This window comes from Castellaniella sp. (assembly GCF_034007085.1).
Lineage (GTDB): Bacteria > Pseudomonadota > Gammaproteobacteria > Burkholderiales > Burkholderiaceae_B > Castellaniella.
This window is the reverse complement of the sequence record NZ_JAVERO010000032.1, coordinates 1-20,547: the sequence shown is the minus strand read 5'-3', so window position 1 is coordinate 20,547 and position 20,547 is coordinate 1. Positions and strand designations below refer to the sequence as shown.

Annotated in this window: 22 protein-coding genes; 19 read left to right on the top strand and 3 right to left on the bottom strand. The window is 64.4% G+C overall.

What is annotated here, in order from left to right:
- Positions 1-2,039 (bottom strand): Rne/Rng family ribonuclease (locus RBR29_RS04920; RefSeq protein ID WP_320347832.1); only part of this gene is annotated, 2,039 nt, incomplete at its 3' end.
- A 482-nt stretch (positions 2,040-2,521) separates the two neighbouring features.
- Here RBR29_RS04920 and RBR29_RS04915 point away from each other — a divergent pair.
- Positions 2,522-3,481: an RluA family pseudouridine synthase gene (locus RBR29_RS04915; protein WP_320347830.1), complete on the top strand. Its 960-nt coding sequence runs from the start codon at positions 2,522-2,524 to the stop codon at positions 3,479-3,481.
- The gene (locus RBR29_RS04910; protein WP_320347828.1) at positions 3,478-4,194 is read left to right on the top strand and encodes an HAD-IA family hydrolase; all 717 of its coding nucleotides are present in this window, start codon (positions 3,478-3,480) and stop codon (positions 4,192-4,194) included. Before RBR29_RS04915 ends, RBR29_RS04910 begins: the two co-directional genes overlap by 4 nt.
- Positions 4,195-4,322: 128 nt before the next feature.
- On the opposite strand, the gene RBR29_RS04905 is transcribed toward RBR29_RS04910, so the two are convergent.
- Positions 4,323-5,030: an SAM-dependent methyltransferase gene (locus RBR29_RS04905; protein WP_320347826.1), complete on the bottom strand. Its 708-nt coding sequence runs from the start codon at positions 5,028-5,030 to the stop codon at positions 4,323-4,325.
- An 18-nt stretch (positions 5,031-5,048) separates the two neighbouring features.
- Positions 5,049-5,636, bottom strand: coding sequence for a Maf family nucleotide pyrophosphatase (locus RBR29_RS04900; RefSeq protein WP_320347824.1), 588 nt, complete (start codon positions 5,634-5,636; stop codon positions 5,049-5,051).
- A 115-nt stretch (positions 5,637-5,751) separates the two neighbouring features.
- Between RBR29_RS04900 and RBR29_RS04895 the strand changes: the two genes are divergently transcribed.
- The 17 genes from RBR29_RS04895 to RBR29_RS04815 all read left to right on the top strand — a co-directional run.
- A complete protein-coding gene (locus tag RBR29_RS04895; RefSeq protein ID WP_320347822.1) occupies positions 5,752-6,252 on the top strand; it encodes a YceD family protein in 501 nt (166 codons plus the stop codon).
- A 66-nt stretch (positions 6,253-6,318) separates the two neighbouring features.
- On the top strand, positions 6,319-6,501 hold the full coding sequence (rpmF, locus tag RBR29_RS04890) for a 50S ribosomal protein L32 (RefSeq protein ID WP_320347820.1): 183 nt from the start codon (positions 6,319-6,321) through the stop codon (positions 6,499-6,501).
- A gap of 31 nt (positions 6,502-6,532) precedes the next feature.
- A complete protein-coding gene (plsX, locus tag RBR29_RS04885) occupies positions 6,533-7,570 on the top strand; it encodes a phosphate acyltransferase PlsX (protein WP_320347818.1) in 1,038 nt (345 codons plus the stop codon).
- A gap of 23 nt (positions 7,571-7,593) precedes the next feature.
- Complete coding sequence (locus tag RBR29_RS04880) at positions 7,594-8,568, top strand: beta-ketoacyl-ACP synthase III (RefSeq protein WP_320347816.1); 975 nt, start codon at positions 7,594-7,596, stop codon at positions 8,566-8,568.
- A 10-nt stretch (positions 8,569-8,578) separates the two neighbouring features.
- Positions 8,579-9,511, top strand: coding sequence for an ACP S-malonyltransferase (fabD, locus tag RBR29_RS04875; protein ID WP_320347814.1), 933 nt, complete (start codon positions 8,579-8,581; stop codon positions 9,509-9,511).
- Position 9,512: 1 nt separating this feature from the next.
- Positions 9,513-10,253: a 3-oxoacyl-ACP reductase FabG gene (fabG, locus tag RBR29_RS04870; protein WP_320347812.1), complete on the top strand. Its 741-nt coding sequence runs from the start codon at positions 9,513-9,515 to the stop codon at positions 10,251-10,253.
- Between the two features lie 189 nt (positions 10,254-10,442).
- The gene (gene acpP / locus RBR29_RS04865) at positions 10,443-10,682 is read left to right on the top strand and encodes an acyl carrier protein (RefSeq protein ID WP_043680887.1); all 240 of its coding nucleotides are present in this window, start codon (positions 10,443-10,445) and stop codon (positions 10,680-10,682) included.
- A gap of 177 nt (positions 10,683-10,859) precedes the next feature.
- Positions 10,860-12,089 (top strand): beta-ketoacyl-ACP synthase II, encoded by a 1,230-nt coding sequence (fabF, locus tag RBR29_RS04860; RefSeq protein WP_320347806.1) that lies wholly within the window; start codon positions 10,860-10,862, stop codon positions 12,087-12,089.
- A gap of 25 nt (positions 12,090-12,114) precedes the next feature.
- On the top strand, positions 12,115-12,714 hold the full coding sequence (gene rpoE / locus RBR29_RS04855) for an RNA polymerase sigma factor RpoE (protein WP_320347804.1): 600 nt from the start codon (positions 12,115-12,117) through the stop codon (positions 12,712-12,714).
- A gap of 9 nt (positions 12,715-12,723) precedes the next feature.
- The gene (locus RBR29_RS04850; protein ID WP_320347802.1) at positions 12,724-13,230 is read left to right on the top strand and encodes a sigma-E factor negative regulatory protein; all 507 of its coding nucleotides are present in this window, start codon (positions 12,724-12,726) and stop codon (positions 13,228-13,230) included.
- A complete protein-coding gene (locus RBR29_RS04845) occupies positions 13,230-14,213 on the top strand; it encodes a MucB/RseB C-terminal domain-containing protein (protein ID WP_320347800.1) in 984 nt (327 codons plus the stop codon). The genes RBR29_RS04850 and RBR29_RS04845 overlap by 1 nt, the downstream gene beginning before the upstream one ends.
- A 27-nt stretch (positions 14,214-14,240) precedes the next feature.
- On the top strand, positions 14,241-15,725 hold the full coding sequence (locus RBR29_RS04840; protein ID WP_320347798.1) for a DegQ family serine endoprotease: 1,485 nt from the start codon (positions 14,241-14,243) through the stop codon (positions 15,723-15,725).
- Positions 15,726-15,901: 176 nt separating this feature from the next.
- A complete protein-coding gene (lepA, locus tag RBR29_RS04835) occupies positions 15,902-17,695 on the top strand; it encodes a translation elongation factor 4 (protein WP_320347796.1) in 1,794 nt (597 codons plus the stop codon).
- Positions 17,696-17,708: 13 nt separating this feature from the next.
- Positions 17,709-18,596, top strand: coding sequence for a signal peptidase I (gene lepB / locus RBR29_RS04830; RefSeq protein ID WP_320347794.1), 888 nt, complete (start codon positions 17,709-17,711; stop codon positions 18,594-18,596).
- Positions 18,596-19,375: a ribonuclease III gene (gene rnc, locus RBR29_RS04825; protein WP_320347792.1), complete on the top strand. Its 780-nt coding sequence runs from the start codon at positions 18,596-18,598 to the stop codon at positions 19,373-19,375. The genes lepB and rnc overlap by 1 nt, the downstream gene beginning before the upstream one ends.
- A complete protein-coding gene (era, locus tag RBR29_RS04820) occupies positions 19,372-20,265 on the top strand; it encodes a GTPase Era (protein WP_320347790.1) in 894 nt (297 codons plus the stop codon). Before rnc ends, era begins: the two co-directional genes overlap by 4 nt.
- The coding region (locus RBR29_RS04815; protein ID WP_320347788.1) for a recombination protein O N-terminal domain-containing protein at positions 20,258-20,547 on the top strand (290 nt) is incomplete at its 3' end. The genes era and RBR29_RS04815, both read left to right, overlap by 8 nt.

Genomic DNA, 20,547 nt, shown 5'->3' with positions numbered 1-20,547 from the left:
CGACTGCGGCTGCGGCGCGGTTCGGCGGCATCGCCTTGGGTTTCGGCAGCGGCGTTGGCCTGGATGGTCGGCGGCATATTGTCGGCTGCCGGGCGTTCGCGGCGCGAAGACGGGCGGCCTTCCGGGCGTTCGGTGCGTTCCGGGCGGTCACCCTGTTCGCTGCGGCCGGTGCGTTCACCCCGGATCGCTTCCGGACGGCGTTCGCCTCGGCGGCCCCCATTGCGGCCGGAACCCCCCCGGCGGCGGCCATTGCCGGATTCACGCGTCGGCGTCTGCGCTGCCGATTCAGCGGCAGGGGCGGGGGCTGCCGCCGTCTGGCCGGAGAGCCAGCCCAACAGGCGCTTGATCAGGCCGCCTTGCGGGGCCACCAGCGACGCCTCGGCAGTGGGTTTCGCTGTGGCGCGGGGGGCGCGTTCGACGTGGGCCGGGGCCGGTTGGGCGGGCTGGATGCCTTTGACCAGGGCTTCGGGGCGGGTCTTGGATTCCTGGGCCTTGTTCGGCTGCCAGACGAGCTTGTCTTCGGGTTCTTGCGTGAGTTCGAAGCTGGTCTTGTGCTCGTCCAGACGCGGATCGTCGTGGCGCAGGCGCTCGATGTGGTGGTGCGGGGTTTCCAGCGACTTGTTCGGGATCAGGACCAGGTTGACCTTCAGGCGGGATTCGATCTGGCTGATGTCGCGGCGCTTTTCGTTGAGCAGGAAGGTGGCCACATCGACCGGTACCTGGGCGTGCAGGGCGGCCGTGCCTTCTTTCATGGCTTCTTCCTGGAGCAGGCGCAGCACGTGCAGGGCGCTGGATTCGGCATCGCGGATCACGCCGGTGCCGGTGCAGCGCGGGCAGGTGACGTGCGAGCCTTCGTTCAGGGCTGGACGCAGGCGCTGGCGGGACAGTTCCATCAGGCCGAAGCGGGAGATCTTGCCCATCTGGACGCGGGCACGGTCGAAATGCAGGGCATCGCGCAGGCGCTGTTCGACGGCGCGCTGGTTCTTGCTGTCCTCCATGTCGATGAAGTCGATCACGATCAGGCCGCCCAGGTCGCGCAAACGCAGCTGGCGGGCGACTTCGTCGGCGGCCTCTTGGTTGGTGCGCAGCGCGGTTTCTTCGATGTCGGCGCCGCGGGTCGAGCGTGCGGAGTTGACGTCCACCGCCACCAGGGCTTCCGTGTGATCGATCACGATGGCGCCGCCCGAGGGCAGGGTGACCGTGCGCGAGTAGGCGGTCTCGATCTGGTGTTCGATCTGGAAGCGGGAAAACAGGGGCACGTCGTCGCGATAGCGTTTCACGCGGTTGACGTTATCGGGCATGACCACGCTCATGAACGCGGTCGCCTGATCGTAGATGTCGTCCGTATCGATCAGGATTTCACCGATTTCCGGAGAGAAATAGTCGCGGATGGCGCGGATGACCAGGCTGGATTCCAGATAGATCAGGATCGGTGCCTTGTTGTCGCGCGCGGCGGCATCGATGGCGTTCCAGAGTTGCAGCAGGTAGTTCAGGTCCCATTGCAGTTCCTCGACGCTGCGGCCGATGCCGGCAGTGCGGGCGATCATGCTCATGCCGGATGGGATTTCCAGCTGGTCCATGGTCTCGCGCAGTTCCTGGCGGTCTTCGCCTTCGACCCGGCGCGATACGCCGCCGCCGCGCGGATTGTTGGGCATCAGGACCAGATAGCGGCCCGCCAGGGAAATGAAGGTGGTCAGGGCCGCGCCTTTGTTGCCGCGTTCTTCTTTTTCGACCTGGATGATGAGTTCCTGGCCTTCGGTCAGGGCGTCCTGGATGCGGGCGCTGCGCACGTCCACGCCTTCCTTGAAGTAGGATCGGGCGACTTCCTTGAAGGGCAGAAAGCCGTGGCGGTCTTCTCCGTAGTTGACGAAGCAGGCTTCCAGGCCGGGTTCGATCCGGGTGATGACCCCTTTGTAAATATTGCCTTTGCGCTGTTCGCGCCCGGCGGTTTCGATGTCCAGATCGATCAGCTTCTGGCCATCGACAATCGCGACGCGTAGTTCTTCTTGGTGCGTCGCATTGAACAACATGCGTTTCATGAGTGGGTTTCTCCGTAGTCAGGGCGCGCCGGATTCGGCGCACGGCCACGGGTCACTCGGTGTGCGATGCGGCAGTCTGCGAGGGGATCGGAGCGCTGACGAAGTCAGGCCGCGCCGGTCTCCTGGGGAGGGGGCACGGTGCGCCTGTCGGCGCAGGGTTCTGTCAGCAGGAGGGTCAAGGGCACGATGTGTGATTGACGAAACGATTGCTGGGAACGGCGGACGCGCATCATGGGGCGCGTCCGGTGCGGAAGAGCGAGCAGAATCTGCGGCGTCGCACGCGGCTTGACGTCGATTCCAGCGCCCGGCGACAGCGCGCGGGGGAGAGAACGGGGACGAGGCCGGCGACCAAGGACCTGGAGGCTGGAAACGAGGCAGTACAATGGAGTCCCTGCTGCCCGACGGAGATGCATCCATTGCGTCTCTACGTCCGGCGGTTCCCAGCCTCTATGGGCTGTTGCGATTATATGCCGCTTTTCCCCATGCGCAAAATAGTTGATTCCCCTGCTCAGCCGCCGGCCGTTCGCCAGGTGGTCGTGGGGGCCGAGCACGAAGGGCAGCGGCTGGACAATTTTCTGTTGCGGATTTGCAAGGGCGTCCCCAAAAGCCATCTCTACAAGGCGATCCGCGCCGGCCAGGTCCGGGTCAACAAGGGCCGCTGCCGGGCCGAGACCCGGCTGGTTGCCGGCGACATGGTGCGCGTGCCGCCGTTGCGTCTGCCGGCCCCCGGCACTACGCCGCCGGCCCCGCCGGCCACCTTTCCCGTGCTCTACGAGGATGCGCATCTGCTGGTGATCGACAAGCCTGCCGGTGTGGCCGTGCATGGCGGCAGCGGGGTGTCCTTTGGCGTGATCGAGCAGCTGCGCGCGGCGCGCCCGGAAGAACGCCTGCTGGAACTCGCGCACCGCCTGGACCGGGAAACGTCGGGCGTACTGATGGTGGCGCGCAGCCGCAAGGCGCTGGTGGCCCTGCACGACATGATGCGCGAGAGCCAGGGACGCAAGCACTACCTGGCGCTGGTCGTGGGCGACTGGGTCAATGATCGCCAGCATATCCGCCTGCCTTTGCTGAAATACCTGACCCCTGGTGGCGAGCGCCGGGTGCGTGTCGATGCCCAGGGCAAGGCCGCCCATACGATTGTCACCTTGCAGCGGCGCTACGGCGGCCGCTATTCCCTGGTCGGGGCCGAACTGCGCACGGGGCGTACCCATCAGATCCGGGTACACCTGGCGTCCCAGGGGCATCCGATCGCGGGCGACGAAAAATACGGACCGGATGCCGTGCGCGCTGCCCTGGCCGCCCTGGGGTTCCGGCGCATGTTCCTGCATGCGCATCGCCTGGAAATTCCCCATCCGGTGTCCGGCGCGCCCCTGGTCTTCGAATCCCCGCTGCCGCCTGCCTGTCGGGCGCTGCTGGATCAACTGGAGCCTGTCCAATCATGAATGCCCTGGATTCTGTCACGACTTCCGCCGCTACCCGAATTGCCGGCAGCGCGCCGGACAAGCACTACCGTGCCGTGATTTTTGATTGGGATGGCACTTTGCTGGATTCGACGTATCACATCGTCGAGGCGCTGCTGGGCGCCTGCCGCGACCTGGACCTGCGTGAACCATCCCGCGAAGAAGCCGGCTGGGTGATCGGGCTGTCGCTGCAGGCGGCCTTGTACCGCCTGGTGCCGGACCTGGGGGCCGATCGTGTGGACGCTTTTGTCGAACGCTATCGCGTGCATTTCATGGCCTTGCAGCACGAAATGCGCCTGTTCGAGGGGCAGGCCGGGCTGCTGCATGACCTGAGCGCGGGTGGCGTGGTGCTGGGGGTGGCCACGGGCAAGAGCCGCCGGGGCCTGGATGCGTCGATCGAACAGCTGGGCTTGCGCGATCTGTTCCGGGCCACGCGCACGGCGGACGAGGCGCGTGGCAAGCCCGATCCGGACATGCTGCTGCAATTGCTGGCCGAACTGGACCTGGTGCCGGACACCGTGCTGATGGTGGGTGATACCACGCATGACGTACTGATGGCGCAGGCGGCGGGGGTGGACAGCCTGGCAGTCGGCTATGGCGCGCATGCGCCGTCCCTGCTGGAATCCGCACGGCCGACGGCGCTGGTGGGCACGGTGCCTGACATGCAGGCCTGGATCCGGGCGCGGACGGGCTAGGGCCTGTTCACACGAATCAAGAAGGGGATCGCGTTGGGCCTGGGCGCTGTCGAGCGTAAGGCGCCCGCCGCAGCAAGACTCAATGCCTTGCGAGAATGGACAACGCAGTGGGTGGCAGCGCTCAGGCCCTAGCTTGCCAGATATAGGAACAGCGTCGGTTTGCGTTCGAAGTCCGGCTGTCCGGCCTTGCGCCATTGGGCGATGGTGCGTGTGGCGATGGTTTCGTCATCGCAGGTCAGCGAACTGGCAACGCACAGCCGGGTCGTGTCGCGCAGGGTGCGCAGCAATGCTTCGAACAGCGCGGCGTTGCGATAAGGGGTCTCGATCAGGATCTGGGTCTGTTGCAATTTGTGTGACGCCGATTCCCAGGCGCGCAGCTGGGCATCGCGTTCATGTGCCTTGACGGGTGCGTAGCCGTGGAAGGCAAAGCGCTGGCCCTGCAGCCCGCTGGCCATCAGGCCCAGCATGATCGACGAGGGGCCGACCCAGGGGATGACCCGGATGCCAGCCGCGTGCGCCTGGGCCACGACCAGTGCGCCGGGGTCGGCGACCGCCGGACAGCCGGCCTCGGACACCAGGCCGATGTCCTGGCCGGTCGGCGTGGCGGTCAGCCAGGCGCGGATTTCGCCGGCCTGTGTGTCCGGCCTCAGGGTGTGGATGGTGATTTCCTGCAGCGGGACGGCGGTTTCGATCTGCTTCAGAAAGGCGCGTGCCGTTTTGGCGTTTTCGGCAATGAAACAGCGCAGCGAGGCGGCGATTTCGCGGGCCGCCTGGGGCAGCCAGCGTTCCGGGTCTGCATGGCCCAGGCCGACGGGGATCAAGTGCAGGGTGGTCATGGCGAATGTGGGTGGGCCCTAGATTGCGGGATGCGGCGCGAGGGGTTCCAGGCCGAAGGCGCGCAGCATGCGGCACAGGGCGATCAGTGGCAGGCCGATCAGCGCGGTCGGGTCGTCGCTGCGCATGTGTTCCATCAGCGCAATGCCCAGTTGCTCGGCCTTGGCGCTGCCCGCTGTGTCAAAGGGTTGCTCGATGCGCAGATAGTGTTCGATGCGGGTATCGTCCAGGGGCAGGAAGCGGCAGGCAGTCGGCACGTTTTCCAGCAGGTGCCGCTGCCCGTCGGTGACGCACAGGGCGGTGTGGAACAGGACATCGCGCCCGCCGAAGCGGCGCAACTGGGCGCGGGCGGCCTCGAAAGATCCAGGCTTGCCGACGGGTTCGCCTTCGAATACGGCGACCTGATCCGATCCGATCACCAGGGCACCAGGGTGGCGCGCGGCGATCACGGCGGCTTTTTCTCGGGCCAGGCGCAAGGACAGGTCAAGTGGCGGCTCGCCAGGGCGCGGGCTTTCGTCGATGTCCGGGGATTCGACGGCAAAGGGCAGGCGCAGCCGCTGAAGCAGGGCGCGGCGGTAGGGCGAACTGGAGGCCAGTATGAGCAGCATGGGACAATCCTGATGAGCGCCCGCTAGTTTAGCGTGCACAGGCAGGTGGCGGGTCCATTGACTGGCGGCCTTGGAATCGAATATCATCTAGAGTTTTTCCGAGCAGCAAATTCCCATGGTCATCGATGCGAGCGGGTTTGCGCGCGCCGGGCAAACCCTGGATGGCAGGATTGAGACACAGCGATTGGTGCGCTTGTGCCAGGATCTTCCCGAATCGCAGTCAGGCGAAATCCGCTGGCAAGTGCAGGGACGGTTCGATGCGCCTTCCGGGCAGGCCTGGCTGGATATCGAGGCCCAGGGGGATGTGCAGGTCGTCTGCCAGCGCTGCCTGGAACCCTTTGGCCTGACGCTGCGGGTATCCCGCACGCTGGGACTGGTGGATACCCAGGCCCAGCTGGATGCCATGGATGCGCTTGAAACCGAAGGCCGGGGTCCCGAGATCGAATATCTCGTTGCCGAGCGGGATCTGGACGTCCTGGGCCTGGTCGAGGACGAATTGATTCTGGCGATGCCTTACGCCCCCCGTCACGATGTGTGTCCAGGGGACGGGAACCTGCCGGAACCATCCCGTCGGTCTTCGCCGTTCGCAGTGCTGAAGGATCTCGGGAAGAACTGAATTTTCGTTTCAACACACGGGCTCGTGCTTACCTTAAAATGAGCGGCCCCGATCACAGGAGTCATCATGGCTGTCCAGCAAAACAAAAAGAGCCCGTCCAAGCGCGGCATGCATCGTTCGCACGATTCTCTGACGGCGCCTGCCACGGCCATCGAGCCGACCACCGGCGAACTGCATCTGCGTCACCACATCAGCCCGAACGGCATTTACCGTGGCCGCAAGGTCCTGAAGACCAAGAACGACGAATAAGCCATCCGCGCCCCGGTTCTTCCACGCGCCGATGTCCCATTCCAATCCGACCATCGCCATCGATTGCATGGGCGGCGACCATGGCTTGCCGGTGACCATCCCGGCGGCGATGGCGTTCGCCCAGGCATGCCCGGACACCCGTTGCCTGCTGGTGGGCGATGAGGCCCTGATCCGCCAGGCCCTGCTGCAGAACGCCGCAGCGGCTGGTCGGTTCGAGATCCTGCACGCCTCCGAAGTCGTCACCATGCACGATTCGGTGGAAATCGCCCTGCGCCGCAAGAAAGACTCCTCGATGCGGGTGGCGGCCCAGGCCGTCAAGGACGGCCGCGCCGATGCGGCCGTGTCGGCTGGCAACACGGGCGCCTGGATGGCGATTTCCCGCTATGTGCTGAAAACACTGGACGGCATCGACCGTCCGGCCATCGCCACGGCGCTGCCGAATCAGCAAGGCGGGTCCACCACGGTGCTGGATCTGGGGGCCAATGTGGATTGCACGGCCGAACACCTGCTGCAGTTCGGTCTCATGGGGGCTGCCCTGGTGTCCGCTGTGGATCGCCGTGCGCAGCCGTCCGTCGGACTGCTGAACATCGGCGAGGAAGTCATCAAGGGCAACGAGGTCGTCAAGCAGGCGGCCGACCTGTTGCGCGGCAGCGGCCTGAATTTCTACGGCAACGTGGAAGGCGACGATATTTTCAAGGGCACGGTGGACGTGGTCGTCTGCGACGGCTTTGTCGGCAATGCGGTCCTGAAATCCATCGAGGGCCTGGCGCGCATGATCAGTGTCATGATGCGCGAAGAATTCCGCCGCACCCCTTTCACCATGGCAGCTGGGCTGGTGGCCATGCCTGTGCTGCAGCGCTTCCGCGCTCGTGTGGACAATCGTCGCTACAATGGGGCCGCTTTGCTGGGCCTGCGCGGCATTGTCATCAAGAGCCACGGTTCGGCGGACGCCTATGCCTTTGGGCAGGCGCTGCAGCGTGCCCGCGAGGCCGTACTCAACGGGCTGCTCGAAGGCACCATCCAGCGCCTTGATGCGTTGCGCAACCGTCCGCCGGCTCCGGCGGTCTAGCCTTTCTTCTTTCCGGAATCGATATGCCTTACGCCAGGATCACAGGAACGGGCGGCTGTCTGCCCCCACGTGTCGTCAGCAACGATGATCTGGCCGCCGATCTGGCCACGCGCGGCATCGAGACTTCCGATGCCTGGATCACAGAGCGCACCGGCATCCGCCAGCGCCATATCGCCGACCCAGGCACCAAGACCAGCACGCTGGCCACGGCAGCCGCACGTGCGGCGCTGGACAGCGCGGGCCTGACGGCCGATCAGATCGACTTGATCATCGTCGCCACGTCCACACCGGATTTCATCTTTCCCAGTACGGCTTGCCTGGTGCAGGCCAATCTGGGCGTGGGCGGCGCAGCGGCTTTTGACGTCCAGGCCGTGTGCAGTGGCTTTGTCTATGCACTGGCGACGGCGGATGCCTTCGTGCGCGCTGGCCGTGCGCATCATGCCTTGGTCATCGGTGCCGAGGTCTTTTCGGGCATCCTCGACTGGAATGACCGGCGCACCTGCGTATTGTTCGGCGACGGGGCCGGGGCCGTAGTGCTCAGTGCAGCCGATGAACCTGGTATCCTGGCCGCCCGTTTGAATGCCGATGGGCGCCAGCAGCATATCCTGTGCGCTGCCGGCAGCGTTGAGGGCGGGCAAGTCACCGGCGATCCGTTCTTGCGCATGGATGGCCAGGCCGTGTTCAAGCTGGCTGTCAATTCCCTGACACGTTCCGCGCAAGAGGTCTGCGCCGAGGCTGGCATCGATGTGTCCGATCTCGATTGGATGGTGCCGCACCAGGCCAATCTCCGCATCCTGAATTTCATCGGCCGCAAGCTTGACCTGCCCGAAGAAAAAATCATCGTCACCCTGGATCGCCATGCCAATACGTCGGCAGCCAGCGTGCCGCTGGCGCTGGACGTCGCCTGGCGCGATGGTCGCATCCGTGCCGGCCAGACCGTGCTGCTGCAGGGGGTGGGCGGCGGCTTCACCTGGGGTTCCGTCCTCGTGAAAATCTGAAGACACCACCATGAAGATTGCATTCGTATTTCCGGGCCAGGGCTCGCAGACCGTCGGCATGATGGACGCCTGGGCAGACGACGCCGGGGTCCAGGCGACATTGCGGGCTGGCGATGAGGCGCTGGGCGAGGATCTGTCCGGCCTGATTGCCCAGGGCCCGGCTGAAACACTGAACCTGACCACGCACACCCAGCCGGCCATGCTGCTGTGTTCCGTCGCGATGTACCGCGCCTGGAGACAGGCGGGTGGCGTTGCGCCCGCTTTGGTGGCCGGTCACAGCCTGGGTGAATATTCCGCCCTGGTGGCGGCCGATGCACTGGACCTGGCCGATGCCTTGCGCACCGTGCGCGTGCGGGCCCAGGCCATGCAATCGGCCGTGCCTGTGGGCGAGGGCGGCATGGCCGCCATCCTGGGGCTGGATGACGAGGCGGTGCGCCAGGCCTGTGCCCAGGCGGCCGAAGGCCAGATCGTCGAGGCCGTCAACTACAATGCTCCGGCCCAGGTCGTGATTGCAGGCCATACGGCAGCGGTCGAACGCGCCTGCGAACGGGCGCGCGCGGCCGGTGCCAAGCGCGCGGTAGCCCTGCCGGTGTCCGCACCCTTTCATTCACGTCTGCTGGAACCGGCGGCCGCCGTGCTCGCGCAGGCGCTGGACGGGGTGTCCCTGGTGTCCCCGGCCATTCCGCTGGTCAATAATGTCGATGTGGCCAGCCCGTCCGATCCGGCTGCCATCCGTGACGCGCTGGTGCGCCAGGCCTGGCACCCGGTCCGCTGGGTCGAGACCATCCAGGCCATGAAACGCGACGGCATCACCCACATCGTCGAATGTGGACCGGGCAAGGTTCTGTCGGGGCTGGTCAAGCGCATCGATCGCGAGATCAACACGTTCAACATCACCGATCCGGCGTCCCTGGAATCGACGCTGGAAGCTCTGGGAGGCTGATATGTCGGAACCCGTACTGACGGGCAAGATTGCCCTCGTGACGGGCGCATCGCGCGGGATTGGCCGCGCCATCGCCCTGGAACTGGCGGCTGCGGGCGCCACGGTCGTGGGGACGGCGACGTCCGAGGCCGGCGCCCAGGCCATCACCGAAACGCTGGCGCCGCAAGGCGGGCGCGGCGCGGTGCTCGAAGTCAACGATGCCGCGGCTTGCGATGCCCTGCTGGCCGAACTGGCCGGCGCGGGTGGGCCGCACATCCTGGTCAACAATGCGGGGATTACCCGCGACGGGCTCATCCTGCGCATGAAGGACGAGGACTGGAACGCCGTGCTGGGCACCAATCTGTCGTCCGTGTTCCGTCTGTCGCGCGGTGTGGCCAAGACCATGATGAAGGCCCGGTGGGGGCGCATCATCAATATCACGTCCGTGGTGGGTTACAGCGGCAATGCGGGTCAGGCCAACTATGCCGCCGCCAAGGCGGGCGTGGCCGGCCTGTCGCGCGCCCTGGCCATCGAACTCGGCAGCCGTGGCATCACGGTCAATTGCGTGGCGCCGGGCTTCATCGACACGGACATGACCCGCGCCCTGAACGAGAGTCAGACTGCGGCCATCCTGGGGCAGATTCCCCTGGGGCGCCTGGGCTCGGCTGCGGAAATCGCGCATGCGGTCGCCTATCTGGCCAGCCCCCTGGCCGGCTACGTAACAGGGACGACCCTGCACGTCAATGGTGGTATGTACATGTAGGCACCAGGAACGGATCCGACCGGTCTAAGGTAAAATCCGTTCAACCTCAGCAGGCAGGCCCGGGCGCGATCGTGCTTCCAGAACAGAAGCCATCCGCTGGCCGGGACTGTTTTTTTTGACACAAACCCGCAGCCTCGATGGTTTCATTTGGCTATAATTCGCGGGGTTTTTTCCTTACTGGAGATTTGCATGGAAAGCATCGAACAGCGCGTCAAGAAGATCGTCGCTGAGCAACTCGGCGTCAACGAAGCCGAGATCAAGAACGAATCTTCCTTCCTTGACGACCTCGGTGCCGACTCGCTCGATATGGTCGAGCTCGTGATGGCCCTCGAAGACGAATTCGAAACCGAAATCCCCGACGAGGAAGCCGAGAAGATCACGACGGTCCAACAGGCGGTCGACTACATCACCTCGCACAGCAAGCAGTAATCACCATCCCCCTGTTGCGGCTTGCCGCGCCAGGGCTCGACGACCTGTCGTACCGAGCCGGACAGGCTGTCGGGGCGGTTCGCGGCGGGTGCCATCGGCGGGCTGAAACAGCCCGTTCTGTCTGGCCCGCCCCGGGCCGCTTTTTTACTTTTAGTTTCAGCCTCAGGAGCCGATTCAGTGAAACGCCGTGTCGTCATAACCGGATTGGGCATCGTGTCGCCCGTGGGCAACGATGTCCAGACTGCCTGGGACAACCTCATCCATGGCCGCTCGGGCATTGGCCGGGTCACGCGTTTCGATGCCTCGGTGCTCAGCAGCCAGATCGCGGGCGAGGTCAAGGGCTTTGACGTGACCGAGTACATCGGTGCCAAAGAGGCCAAGCAGATGGATACCTTCATCCATTATGGCGTGGCTGCCGGCATCCAGGCCTGGCGCGATTCGGGCCTGGACATTTCTGCCGAAGACGCCGATCGCGTCGGCACCATCATCGGTTCGGGCATAGGCGGCCTGCCGCGCATCGAAGAAACCCAGATCGAATTCCTGCAGCGCGGCGCTCGGCGCATTTCGCCGTTTTTCGTGCCGGCCTCGCTGATCAACCTGATTTCGGGCCAACTGTCCATCATGCTGGGTCTCAAAGGCCCCAGCTACGCCGTGGTTTCCGCCTGCACGACTGGTTTGCATTGTATCGGCGACGCCGCACGCCTGATCGAATACGGTGATGCCGACGTGATGGTGGCGGGCGGGGCCGAAAGTTCCGTGTCTCCCCTGGGCATGGGCGGCTTTGCCGCCATGCGGGCGCTATCCACCCGCAATGACGATCCGGAAACGGCTTCGCGGCCCTGGGACCGCGACCGCGACGGCTTCGTCCTGGGCGAAGGCGCTGGCGTGCTGGTCCTGGAAGAATACGAACATGCCCGTCGTCGCGGCGCCCGTATTTATGGCGAATTCCTGGGCTTCGGGATGAGTTCCGATGCGCACCACATCACCAGCCCGGATCAGGATGGCCCGCGCCGGGGGATCCTGCATGCCTTGCGCAACAGCGGTGTGAATCCGGACCAGATCAGCTATGTCAATGCCCACGGCACCTCCACGCCCCTGGGCGACAAGAACGAAACCGAGGCGCTCAAGCTTGCGTTTGGCGACCATGCGCGCAAACTGGTGGTGAATTCCACCAAGTCCATGACTGGCCACCTGCTGGGTGCGGCCGGGGGCATCGAAGCCGTGTTCACGACCTTGGCGGTGCATCACCAGGTCTCGCCCCCGACCATCAATCTGTTCAACCAGGATCCCGAATGCGACCTGGATTATTGTGCCAATCAGGCCCGCGACCTGAAGATCGACGTGGCGCTGTCCAATTCCTTCGGTTTTGGCGGCACCAACGGTTCGATGCTGGTGGGGCGCCTCTGACCGCGCGCAGCGCCAAGGGGGGGCCATGACTGAGCGCGAAGTCGATCTCGCGCTGGTCGAGCGCGTCAGGCGCGGCGAACGCCACGCCTTCGATCTGCTGGTGATCAAATACCAGCGCAAGATCATGCGCCTGCTGTCGCGCATGATCCACGATCCTGCCGAGATCGAGGATGTTGCCCAGGAGGCCTTCATCAAGGCCTACCGGGCCTTGCCCCAGTTCCGGGGCGAAAGCGCTTTCTATACCTGGCTCTACCGGATCGCCCTGAACACGGCCCGCAACTGGCAGGCCGCCCACTACCGTCGGCCAGCCACTGTGGCACCCCTGGAAAACGAGGACGGTGAAACTTTTGACCGGATCGATGGCCTAAGCGATCACAGTACCCCGGAATCGTTGATGGCCAGTCGGCAGGTCGCCCAGGTCGTCAACGAGGCCATCGACGAACTGCCGGACGATCTGCGCACCGCGATCGTGCTGCGGGAAATCGAAGGGATGAGTTATGAAGAGATCGCCAGCACCATGCAATGTCCCATCGGGACTGTCCGTTCGCGCATCTACCGGGCCCGTGAAGCCATCGCGGCGCGCCTGCGGCCCGTCATGGAACACGATTCGGAACACCGCTGGTAAGGAGCCATCATGAATGCCAAACCTGATTCCGCTGTGGCAGAAAACACCTGGGAGGCCTCGGTCTCTGCCTGGGTGGACGGTGAGGCCGAGATCCGCGCCGAAGAACTGGACACGCCCTACGGGCGCCAGATCTGGGATACCTATCACCTGATCGGTGACGTCATGCGCAGCCCGGACCTGGCGATTCGGCCGTCCGATCGTTTCTATGTGCGCGTGTCGGCCGCCATCGAGGCCGAGCCGCCGATCGTCGCGCCATCGCCGCTGGTCCGGCGCCATCTGGTGCGCAATGGCCTGTCGGGGTTGGCGGTTGCCGCGGCTGTGGCGTCCGTTGTCTGGATGGCGCGTCCGTTTTTCGTTGCTCCGGACGCGCCGCCCGCCGCTGCTCCGGTCATGGCCCAGGCTGACGAATCCAACACTGCCGATCCGGGGCTGGCCGACTACATGGCTGCGCACCAGTCGATGGCGGGGGCCGGGGCGGTCCGCCAGGTCTCCTACGATGGGATGGGGGCACGCTGATGCCGACCTGGGCGCGGGCTGGATGCCGGGTGGGGTTGTGCCTGGTTTTTTCCTGGGCAGCCACCGTGGGTGCGGCCGAAACCGATCCGCTGGCATTTTTGCAACAGGTCCAGACCGCCGCGCGTGCCCTGGATTATGCCGGCGTGACCGTCTACCAGCAGGGGCACGTGCTGCGGGCCACGCATCTGGTGCATCTGGTCGATGGCACGGGCGAACGTGAACGCCAGGAGGTCCTGGACGGCCCTCCCCAGGAATGCCTGCGGCAGGACGGCATGGAACAATGCCTGCTGCCGGATCATCGAATCGTTGTGATGCGGCCGGCGCACAGTGCCCATTTTCCGGCGCTGCTGCTGGGCGATGGAACGGATATCACTCAGCATTATGATTGGCAGCCTCTGGATCGTATCTACCGGGTGGCCGGGCGCGCATGTTCGGTGTCCGAACTGAGGGCGCGCGACGCCCTGCGTTACAGCTACCGGATCTGCACCGACCAGCAAAACCACCTGCTGCTCAAGATCCAGACCCTGGATGCCCAGGGCCATCTGGTGGATCAGGTGGCTTTCAGTCGTGTCTCTTTCGGCGCCGAGATTCCCCCGGGGGCGCTGGCTTCGCGCTGGAACACACGCAACTGGCAGTTGCAGACCGAAACCAGCCAGCCGGTGAATCTGGCCGAGCAGGGCTGGCGAGTCCTGCCGCCTGCCGGATTCAAGCCGATCGCCGAACTGGCGCGCCAGCTGCGGGCCGGCCACAGGGTCGATCAGCTGGTCCTGTCCGATGGATTGGCAGCAATTTCGATCTTCATTGAAACCTTTGACCCGAAACGTGATCAAAGCATCAGACAGGGCGGCCTGACACAGGGCGCGATCAGCATCTATCGCATGCGATTGGCTTCCTACTGGCTGACCGCAGTGGGCGAGGTGCCTGCGCAGACCGTGCGCGATCTGGCGCATGCGGTCCAATATCTGCCTCAGGCTGCCCACTGACCGTACTATCCCTCCAAGGAGAACCTCATGGCTTTTCATCTGCCGTATACCGCTGTGGCGCGTGCGGCTGCGGGCGCCGCCGCCAGCCTGGTGCTGGCGACCGCCCTGCCCACAGGCGCGGCCCAGGCGCAGGCGGTGGCCACGCCCAGCGCGGCGCTGCCCGATTTCACCCAGGTGGTCGAGGCCACCGAGGGCTCGGTGGTCAATATCCGCACCACCGAAGCGGTGCCGGTGCGCCGTTCGCCCATCGGTCCGGGCAATGGCGATCCTTCCGAATTGTTCCGCTGGTTTTTCGGGCCTGATTTCATGCCGCCTGGTTTTGGCCAGCCGAACCCGCAGGGCCCGCGCGCCCGGCCCCAGCAGCCGCAGTCCCCATCGCAGGGCGAACGCACGGTGCCACGCGGCATTGGTTCGGGTTTCGTGATCTCTGCCGATGGCTATATCCTAACGAACAACCATGTCGTGGACAATTCCAATGGCATCTTCGTCACCATGACCAATGGCAAGGAATACAAGGCCAAGATCATTGGTACCGATGCGCGTACCGACATCGCTTTGATCAAGATTGATGCCTCTGGATTGCGGCCGATCCCCATCGGCGATTCGGACAAGCTGCGCAAGGGGCAGTGGGTGCTGGCGATCGGTTCACCCTTCGGGCTGGATTCGACCGTCACGGCCGGCATCGTCAGCGCCATCAACCGCGACACGGGCGATTACCTGCCGTTCATCCAGACTGACGTGGCCGTCAACCCCGGCAATTCTGGTGGTCCGCTGATCAATCTGCAAGGCCAGGTCGTGGGCATCAATTCCCAGATCGTTTCTCGCAGTGGCGGTTTCATGGGGATTTCCCTGGCCATCCCCATTGATGAGGTGATGCGTGTGGTCGAACAGCTCAAGGCCCACGGCAAGGTCACCCGTGGACGCATCGGTGTGCAGATCACCGAGGTCCAGGACGATGTCGCCAAGGCCCTGGGGCTGGACAAGGGGCAGGGCGCGCTGGTCAGCAGCGTCGAAGCCGGTGGGCCGGCAGCCAAGGCAGGAGTGCATCCGGGCGACGTGATCACGGGCTTCAATGGCCAGACGATCAAGCATATGACCGACTTGCCGCGCCTGGTGGGGGCGACTCGTCCGGGGACGAGCGCCACGATCCAGGTCTGGCGCAAGGGCAAGTCGCTGGAACTCAAGGCCACCGTCGCCGAACTGGACGACCAGGGGGCTGCCCGCAATGACGATGCGTCCTCTGCCAATGCAGAAACGGATCGCCTGGGCCTGAAGGTCAAGGCCCTGCCGGAAGACGCCGGCACCCAGGGGGTGCTCGTCGATCAGGCCGAAGGCGCAGCGGCGGAAGCCGGGATCGAGCCGGGGGACGTGGTCCTGCGGATCAACGACACCGATGTCTCCAGCCCGAAACAATACGCCCAGATCGTCAAGGGCCTGGACAAATCCCGCCCCGCCGTGTTGCTGGTCAGCCGCGACCAGCAGTCTCAGTGGGTGATCATCAAGCCGCAATAAGCGTTTCCGGGGCTGGGTGCGGCCCAGCCCGGTTCCCAGAAAGGGCCCAGCCAATCTGGCCTGGCAGGGCCTGGTGGGGCCACAGCCCGTATTCTGGGAAAAAGTTAAAATACGCCCTGAACGAGAAGGGGGCGCCCTGCGGCGTTCCCTTCTTTATTTTTTCTTTCTGGCTTTCCATGGACCATATCCGTAATTTTTCCATCATTGCGCACATCGATCACGGTAAATCGACCTTGGCCGACCGCCTGATCCAGCGTTGCGGGGGCCTGCAGGATCGCGAAATGGAGGCTCAGGTCCTGGATTCCATGGACATCGAGCGCGAGCGCGGCATCACCATCAAGGCCCAGACGGCTGCGCTGCGCTATACGGCGGCCGATGGCCGGGTCTATGCGCTGAACCTGATCGATACCCCAGGCCACGTGGACTTTTCCTACGAGGTCAGCCGTTCGCTGTCAGCCTGCGAAGGCGCGCTGCTGGTGGTGGACTCGACCCAGGGGGTCGAGGCCCAGACTGTTGCCAATTGCTACACGGCGATCGAACTGGGGGTCGAGGTCCTGCCAGTCCTGAACAAGATGGACCTGCCCTCGGCCGATCCGGATGCCGCTGCCGCTGAAATCGAAGACGTGATCGGCATCGACGCCACCGACGCCATCCTGGCCAGCGCCAAGACCGGCCTGGGCATCGACGAGATCCTGGAGGCCGTCGTGGCGCGGGTGCCGCCCCCCCAGGGCGATCCCGACGCCGCGCTGCAGGCCCTGATCATCGATTCCTGGTTCGACAACTATGTCGGCGTGGTGATGCTGGTGCGCGTGGTCAACGGCATTTTGCGGCCCAAGGACAAGATCCTGCTGATGGCCACCGGCGCCTCCCATCTGTGCGAACAGGTGGGGGTGTTCACGCCCAAATCCCAGGCACGCGACCAGCTTTCAGCCGGCGAGGTCGGCTTCATCATTGCCGGCATCAAGGAACTGGAACATGCCAAGGTCGGCGACACCCTGACGCTGGCTGGCAAGCCGGCCGCTGCGCCGCTGCCGGGCTTCAAGGAAGTCAAGCCCCAGGTGTTCGCCGGGGTCTATCCGGTCGAATCCAGCGAATACGACCAGCTGCGCGATTCCCTGGAAAAACTCAAGCTCAACGATTCCTCGCTGATGTTCGAACCCGAGGTCTCGCAGGCGCTGGGTTTTGGCTTTCGCTGCGGTTTTCTCGGCCTGCTGCACATGGATATCGTCCAGGAACGGCTGGAACGTGAATTCGACATGGACATCATCACCACCGCGCCATCGGTGGTCTACGAAGTCCTGCACCGGGATGGCACGCTGCTGATGGTGGACAGCCCCTCGCGCATGCCCGAAGTCGGCCACATCCAGGAAATCCGCGAACCCATCATGACGGTGACGCTGCTCATGCCGCAGGAATACGTGGGGCCGGTCATGTCGCTGTGCACGGCCAAGCGCGGCGTGCAACTGGACATGAGCTATCACGGGCGCCAGGTGCATCTGCGCTACGAAATCCCCCTGGCGGAAATCGTGCTGGATTTCTTCGATCGCCTGAAATCCGTGTCGCGAGGCTATGCCTCCATGGATTATGAATTCAAGGAATACCGCGTGGCTGATGTGGTGCGCGTGGACTTGCTGATCAACGGCGACCGGGTCGATGCGCTGTCCATGATCGTGCACCGCGCCAATGCCCGGGCCCGGGGGCGCGATGTGGTGACGCGCATGCGCGGCCTGATCCCGCGCCAGATGTTCGACATCGCCATCCAGGCCGCCATCGGCGCTGAGGTCGTCGCCCGCGAAAACGTCAAGGCCCTGCGCAAGAACGTGCTGGCCAAGTGCTATGGCGGCGACATTTCGCGTAAAAAGAAGCTGCTTGAAAAGCAGAAGGCCGGCAAGAAACGCATGAAGCAGGTCGGCAACGTGGAAATTCCGCAAGAAGCCTTCCTGGCCGTGCTGCAGGTCGAAGACAAATAAAAAAGGACACCGCATGAGCTGGGATTTCGCCTTGTTGCTGTTCGTCGCGCTGGTCGTGACGGGCCTGGTCTGGCTGCTGGACGTCTGCGTGCTGCGCGGCCGCCGCCGCGCCCGTGCCGAGGCGGCCGCGCAGGCCTGCCGCAACAACGCCGCCGGGCTGGATCCGGCCGCCCTGCAGGTCGAATGCGATCAGGCCTACGAGCGGGCCAACCACCCGTCCTGGTGGGTGGAATACTGCGTCAGTTTCTTTCCCGTGATTTTGTTCGTCTTCGTGCTGCGTTCCTTTGTGGTCGAGCCATTCCGGATTCCATCGGGATCCATGCTGCCGACCCTGGAAAATGGCGATCTGATCCTGGTGAACAAGTACGAATACGGTATCCGCCTGCCTGTGATCGATCGCAAGATTTTCGATGTGGGCACCCCCCGGCGTGGCGACGTGGTGGTTTTTCGCTACCCGGTCGATCCTTCGGTGGACTACATCAAGCGGGTGGTCGGCGTGCCGGGCGATGTGATCGAATATCGCAACAAGGTCCTGTCGATCAATGGCACGCCCGTGCCGCGCAGCCGTGATGGGGATTACTACGAACCTGACCGCGCCGTCTATGTGGAACAGTACCGGGAACAATTGGGCGATGTCTCGCATCGCATTCTGCTCAATACCCAGGCCCCGCAGGAACTGATGCCGATCACGCGCTTTCCCGATTTCCAGGCGTGTGCCTATTTGCTCGACGGCGTGCGCTGCACCGTGCCGGCCGGCCATTACTTCATGATGGGCGATAATCGCGACAATAGTCTGGACAGCCGCTATTGGGGCTTTGTCCCCGACAGCTACATCGTCGGGCGCGCTTTCTTCATCTGGATGAACTTCGGTTCACCCAGCCGGATCGGTGGGTTCAAGTAATGGCCTCTCTGGATTCCCTGCAGTCCGCCCTGGACTACCATTTTCGGGATGCAGCGCTGCTGGATCGCGCCCTGACCCATCGCAGCCACGGCATGCCGCACAACGAGCGGCTGGAATTCCTGGGGGATTCGGTCCTGAATTTCGTCGTCTCCACGCTGCTGTTCGCCGAACACACTGAAATGGACGAGGGCGATCTGTCCCGGGTGCGCTCGAACCTGGTCAAACAGTCCGCCCTGGCCGACATCGCCCAGACCCTGTCTCTGTCAACGCACCTGCGCCTGGGCGAAGGCGAACTCAAGAGCGGTGGTTTCCGCCGTCCATCGATTCTGGCGGATGCGCTGGAGGCGATCTTCGGTGCGATCTACCTGGATGGTGGCTATCCGGAAATCAGCCGCGTCATCGAACGCCTGTACCGCCCGATCCTGGCGCACATCGACTTGCGCACATTCGGCAAGGACGCCAAGACCCTGCTGCAGGAACTCGTCCAGGGGCGAGGCCATCCCCTGCCGCACTACGAGGTCGTCGCCACGCGTGGGGCGGCGCACGATCAGCTGTTCGACGTGGTTTGTGAAATTGCCCCGCTGGGTATCCGGGTGCAGGCCTGCGGCAGCAGCCGGCGTGCCGCCGAGCAGGCGGCGGCCAGCCAGGCGATCAGCGCCATCGAATCCCTGGGCCCGGCGCGCCGGGCCCCGCGCCGCCGCCGGCCGGCGCAGCTTTCCCTGCCCGTGGCTGTGGCGCAGGACAAGGCTCAAGGCCAGAAGGACCGGGACAAAAAATGAATGCTTCCAGCGTCAGTCGTTGCGGTTTCGTCGCCATTGTGGGGCGCCCCAATGTCGGCAAGTCCACCCTGGGCAATGCCCTGGTCGGGGCCAAGCTGTCCATCGTCTCACGCAAGGCCCAGACTACCCGCCATCGTATCCATGGCGTGTTGACGCGTGACCAGGATCAATTCGTCTTTGTCGATACGCCCGGCTTCCAGACACGGCATGGCGGCGCCATGAACCGCATGATGAACCGGGTGGTCACCCAGGCCCTGGCCGAGGTCGATGTCGTGATCCATGTGGTCGAGGCCGGGAAATGGTCGGCTGGCGATGCCGGGATAGTGCCGCTGCTGCCCCGGAATCGCCCGGTGATTCTGGCGGTCAACAAGGTCGATGCGGTCAAGGACAAGAATTCCCTGTTCGCCTATGTGTCGCGCCTGATGGAACAGTTCCCCTACGCCGCCGTGGTGCCGGTCAGCGCGCTGCGGGACGTGCAACTGGATGTCCTGATCCAGGAAGTCGCCCGCCACCTGCCCGAGGGCGAACACCTGTTCGAGGCCGATACCCTGACGGACCGGCCATTGCGTTTTCTGGCGGCCGAACTGATCCGGGAAAAGATCTTCCGCCTGGTCGGCGACGAACTGCCCTATGGCTGCACCGTGGTCATCGAGCAGTGGGAAGAAAACGACGATGGCGCGCGCATTGCGGCCTGCATCGTGATCGAGCGCGACAGTCACCGGCCCATTCTGCTGGGAGCGGGCGGGCAGCACATGAAACGTATCGCGACCGAGGCCCGTCAGGACATCGTCAAGCTGCTCGAAAAACCGGTCTTTCTGGATATCTACATCAAGGTCCGCAAGGGCTGGTCGGATCGCGAGGCGGCCCTGCGGGAACTGGGCTATGAGTAGACGCGGCCAGCGCATCCTGAATGCGCGTGGCTACGTGCTGCACGCCAGCCCCTGGCGCGAGACCTCGCTCATCGTCCAGGCCTTTACCCGTGATCACGGATGCGTCGCGCTGGTGGCCAAGGGGGCCAAGCGTCCCTATTCAGCCTTGCGCCCGGTATTGGTGGGCTTTCAGCCGCTGTGGCTGTCCTGGTCCGGCGCGGCCGAAATCCATACCCTGACCCGCGCCGAATCCGGCCCGGTGCGGCTGCTGGACGGACGGGCAATGATGTCGGGTTGGTACAT

What these genes read in the sequence shown, in the direction of transcription:
- RBR29_RS04915 (WP_320347830.1), top strand. Translation starts at nt 2,522, where the DNA reads ATGCGCAAAATAGTTGATTCCCCTGCTCAGCCGCCGGCCGTTCGCCAG.
- RBR29_RS04910 (WP_320347828.1), top strand. Translation starts at nt 3,478, where the DNA reads ATGAATGCCCTGGATTCTGTCACGACTTCCGCCGCTACCCGAATTGCC.
- RBR29_RS04905 (WP_320347826.1), bottom strand. Translation starts at nt 5,030, where the DNA reads ATGACCACCCTGCACTTGATCCCCGTCGGCCTGGGCCATGCAGACCCG.
- RBR29_RS04900 (WP_320347824.1), bottom strand. Translation starts at nt 5,636, where the DNA reads ATGCTGCTCATACTGGCCTCCAGTTCGCCCTACCGCCGCGCCCTGCTT.
- RBR29_RS04895 (WP_320347822.1), top strand. Translation starts at nt 5,752, where the DNA reads ATGGTCATCGATGCGAGCGGGTTTGCGCGCGCCGGGCAAACCCTGGAT.
- rpmF (WP_320347820.1), top strand. Translation starts at nt 6,319, where the DNA reads ATGGCTGTCCAGCAAAACAAAAAGAGCCCGTCCAAGCGCGGCATGCAT.
- plsX (WP_320347818.1), top strand. Translation starts at nt 6,533, where the DNA reads ATGTCCCATTCCAATCCGACCATCGCCATCGATTGCATGGGCGGCGAC.
- RBR29_RS04880 (WP_320347816.1), top strand. Translation starts at nt 7,594, where the DNA reads ATGCCTTACGCCAGGATCACAGGAACGGGCGGCTGTCTGCCCCCACGT.
- fabD (WP_320347814.1), top strand. Translation starts at nt 8,579, where the DNA reads ATGAAGATTGCATTCGTATTTCCGGGCCAGGGCTCGCAGACCGTCGGC.
- fabG (WP_320347812.1), top strand. Translation starts at nt 9,513, where the DNA reads ATGTCGGAACCCGTACTGACGGGCAAGATTGCCCTCGTGACGGGCGCA.
- acpP (WP_043680887.1), top strand. Translation starts at nt 10,443, where the DNA reads ATGGAAAGCATCGAACAGCGCGTCAAGAAGATCGTCGCTGAGCAACTC.
- rpoE (WP_320347804.1), top strand. Translation starts at nt 12,115, where the DNA reads ATGACTGAGCGCGAAGTCGATCTCGCGCTGGTCGAGCGCGTCAGGCGC.
- RBR29_RS04850 (WP_320347802.1), top strand. Translation starts at nt 12,724, where the DNA reads ATGAATGCCAAACCTGATTCCGCTGTGGCAGAAAACACCTGGGAGGCC.
- RBR29_RS04845 (WP_320347800.1), top strand. Translation starts at nt 13,230, where the DNA reads ATGCCGACCTGGGCGCGGGCTGGATGCCGGGTGGGGTTGTGCCTGGTT.
- RBR29_RS04840 (WP_320347798.1), top strand. Translation starts at nt 14,241, where the DNA reads ATGGCTTTTCATCTGCCGTATACCGCTGTGGCGCGTGCGGCTGCGGGC.
- lepA (WP_320347796.1), top strand. Translation starts at nt 15,902, where the DNA reads ATGGACCATATCCGTAATTTTTCCATCATTGCGCACATCGATCACGGT.
- lepB (WP_320347794.1), top strand. Translation starts at nt 17,709, where the DNA reads ATGAGCTGGGATTTCGCCTTGTTGCTGTTCGTCGCGCTGGTCGTGACG.
- rnc (WP_320347792.1), top strand. Translation starts at nt 18,596, where the DNA reads ATGGCCTCTCTGGATTCCCTGCAGTCCGCCCTGGACTACCATTTTCGG.
- era (WP_320347790.1), top strand. Translation starts at nt 19,372, where the DNA reads ATGAATGCTTCCAGCGTCAGTCGTTGCGGTTTCGTCGCCATTGTGGGG.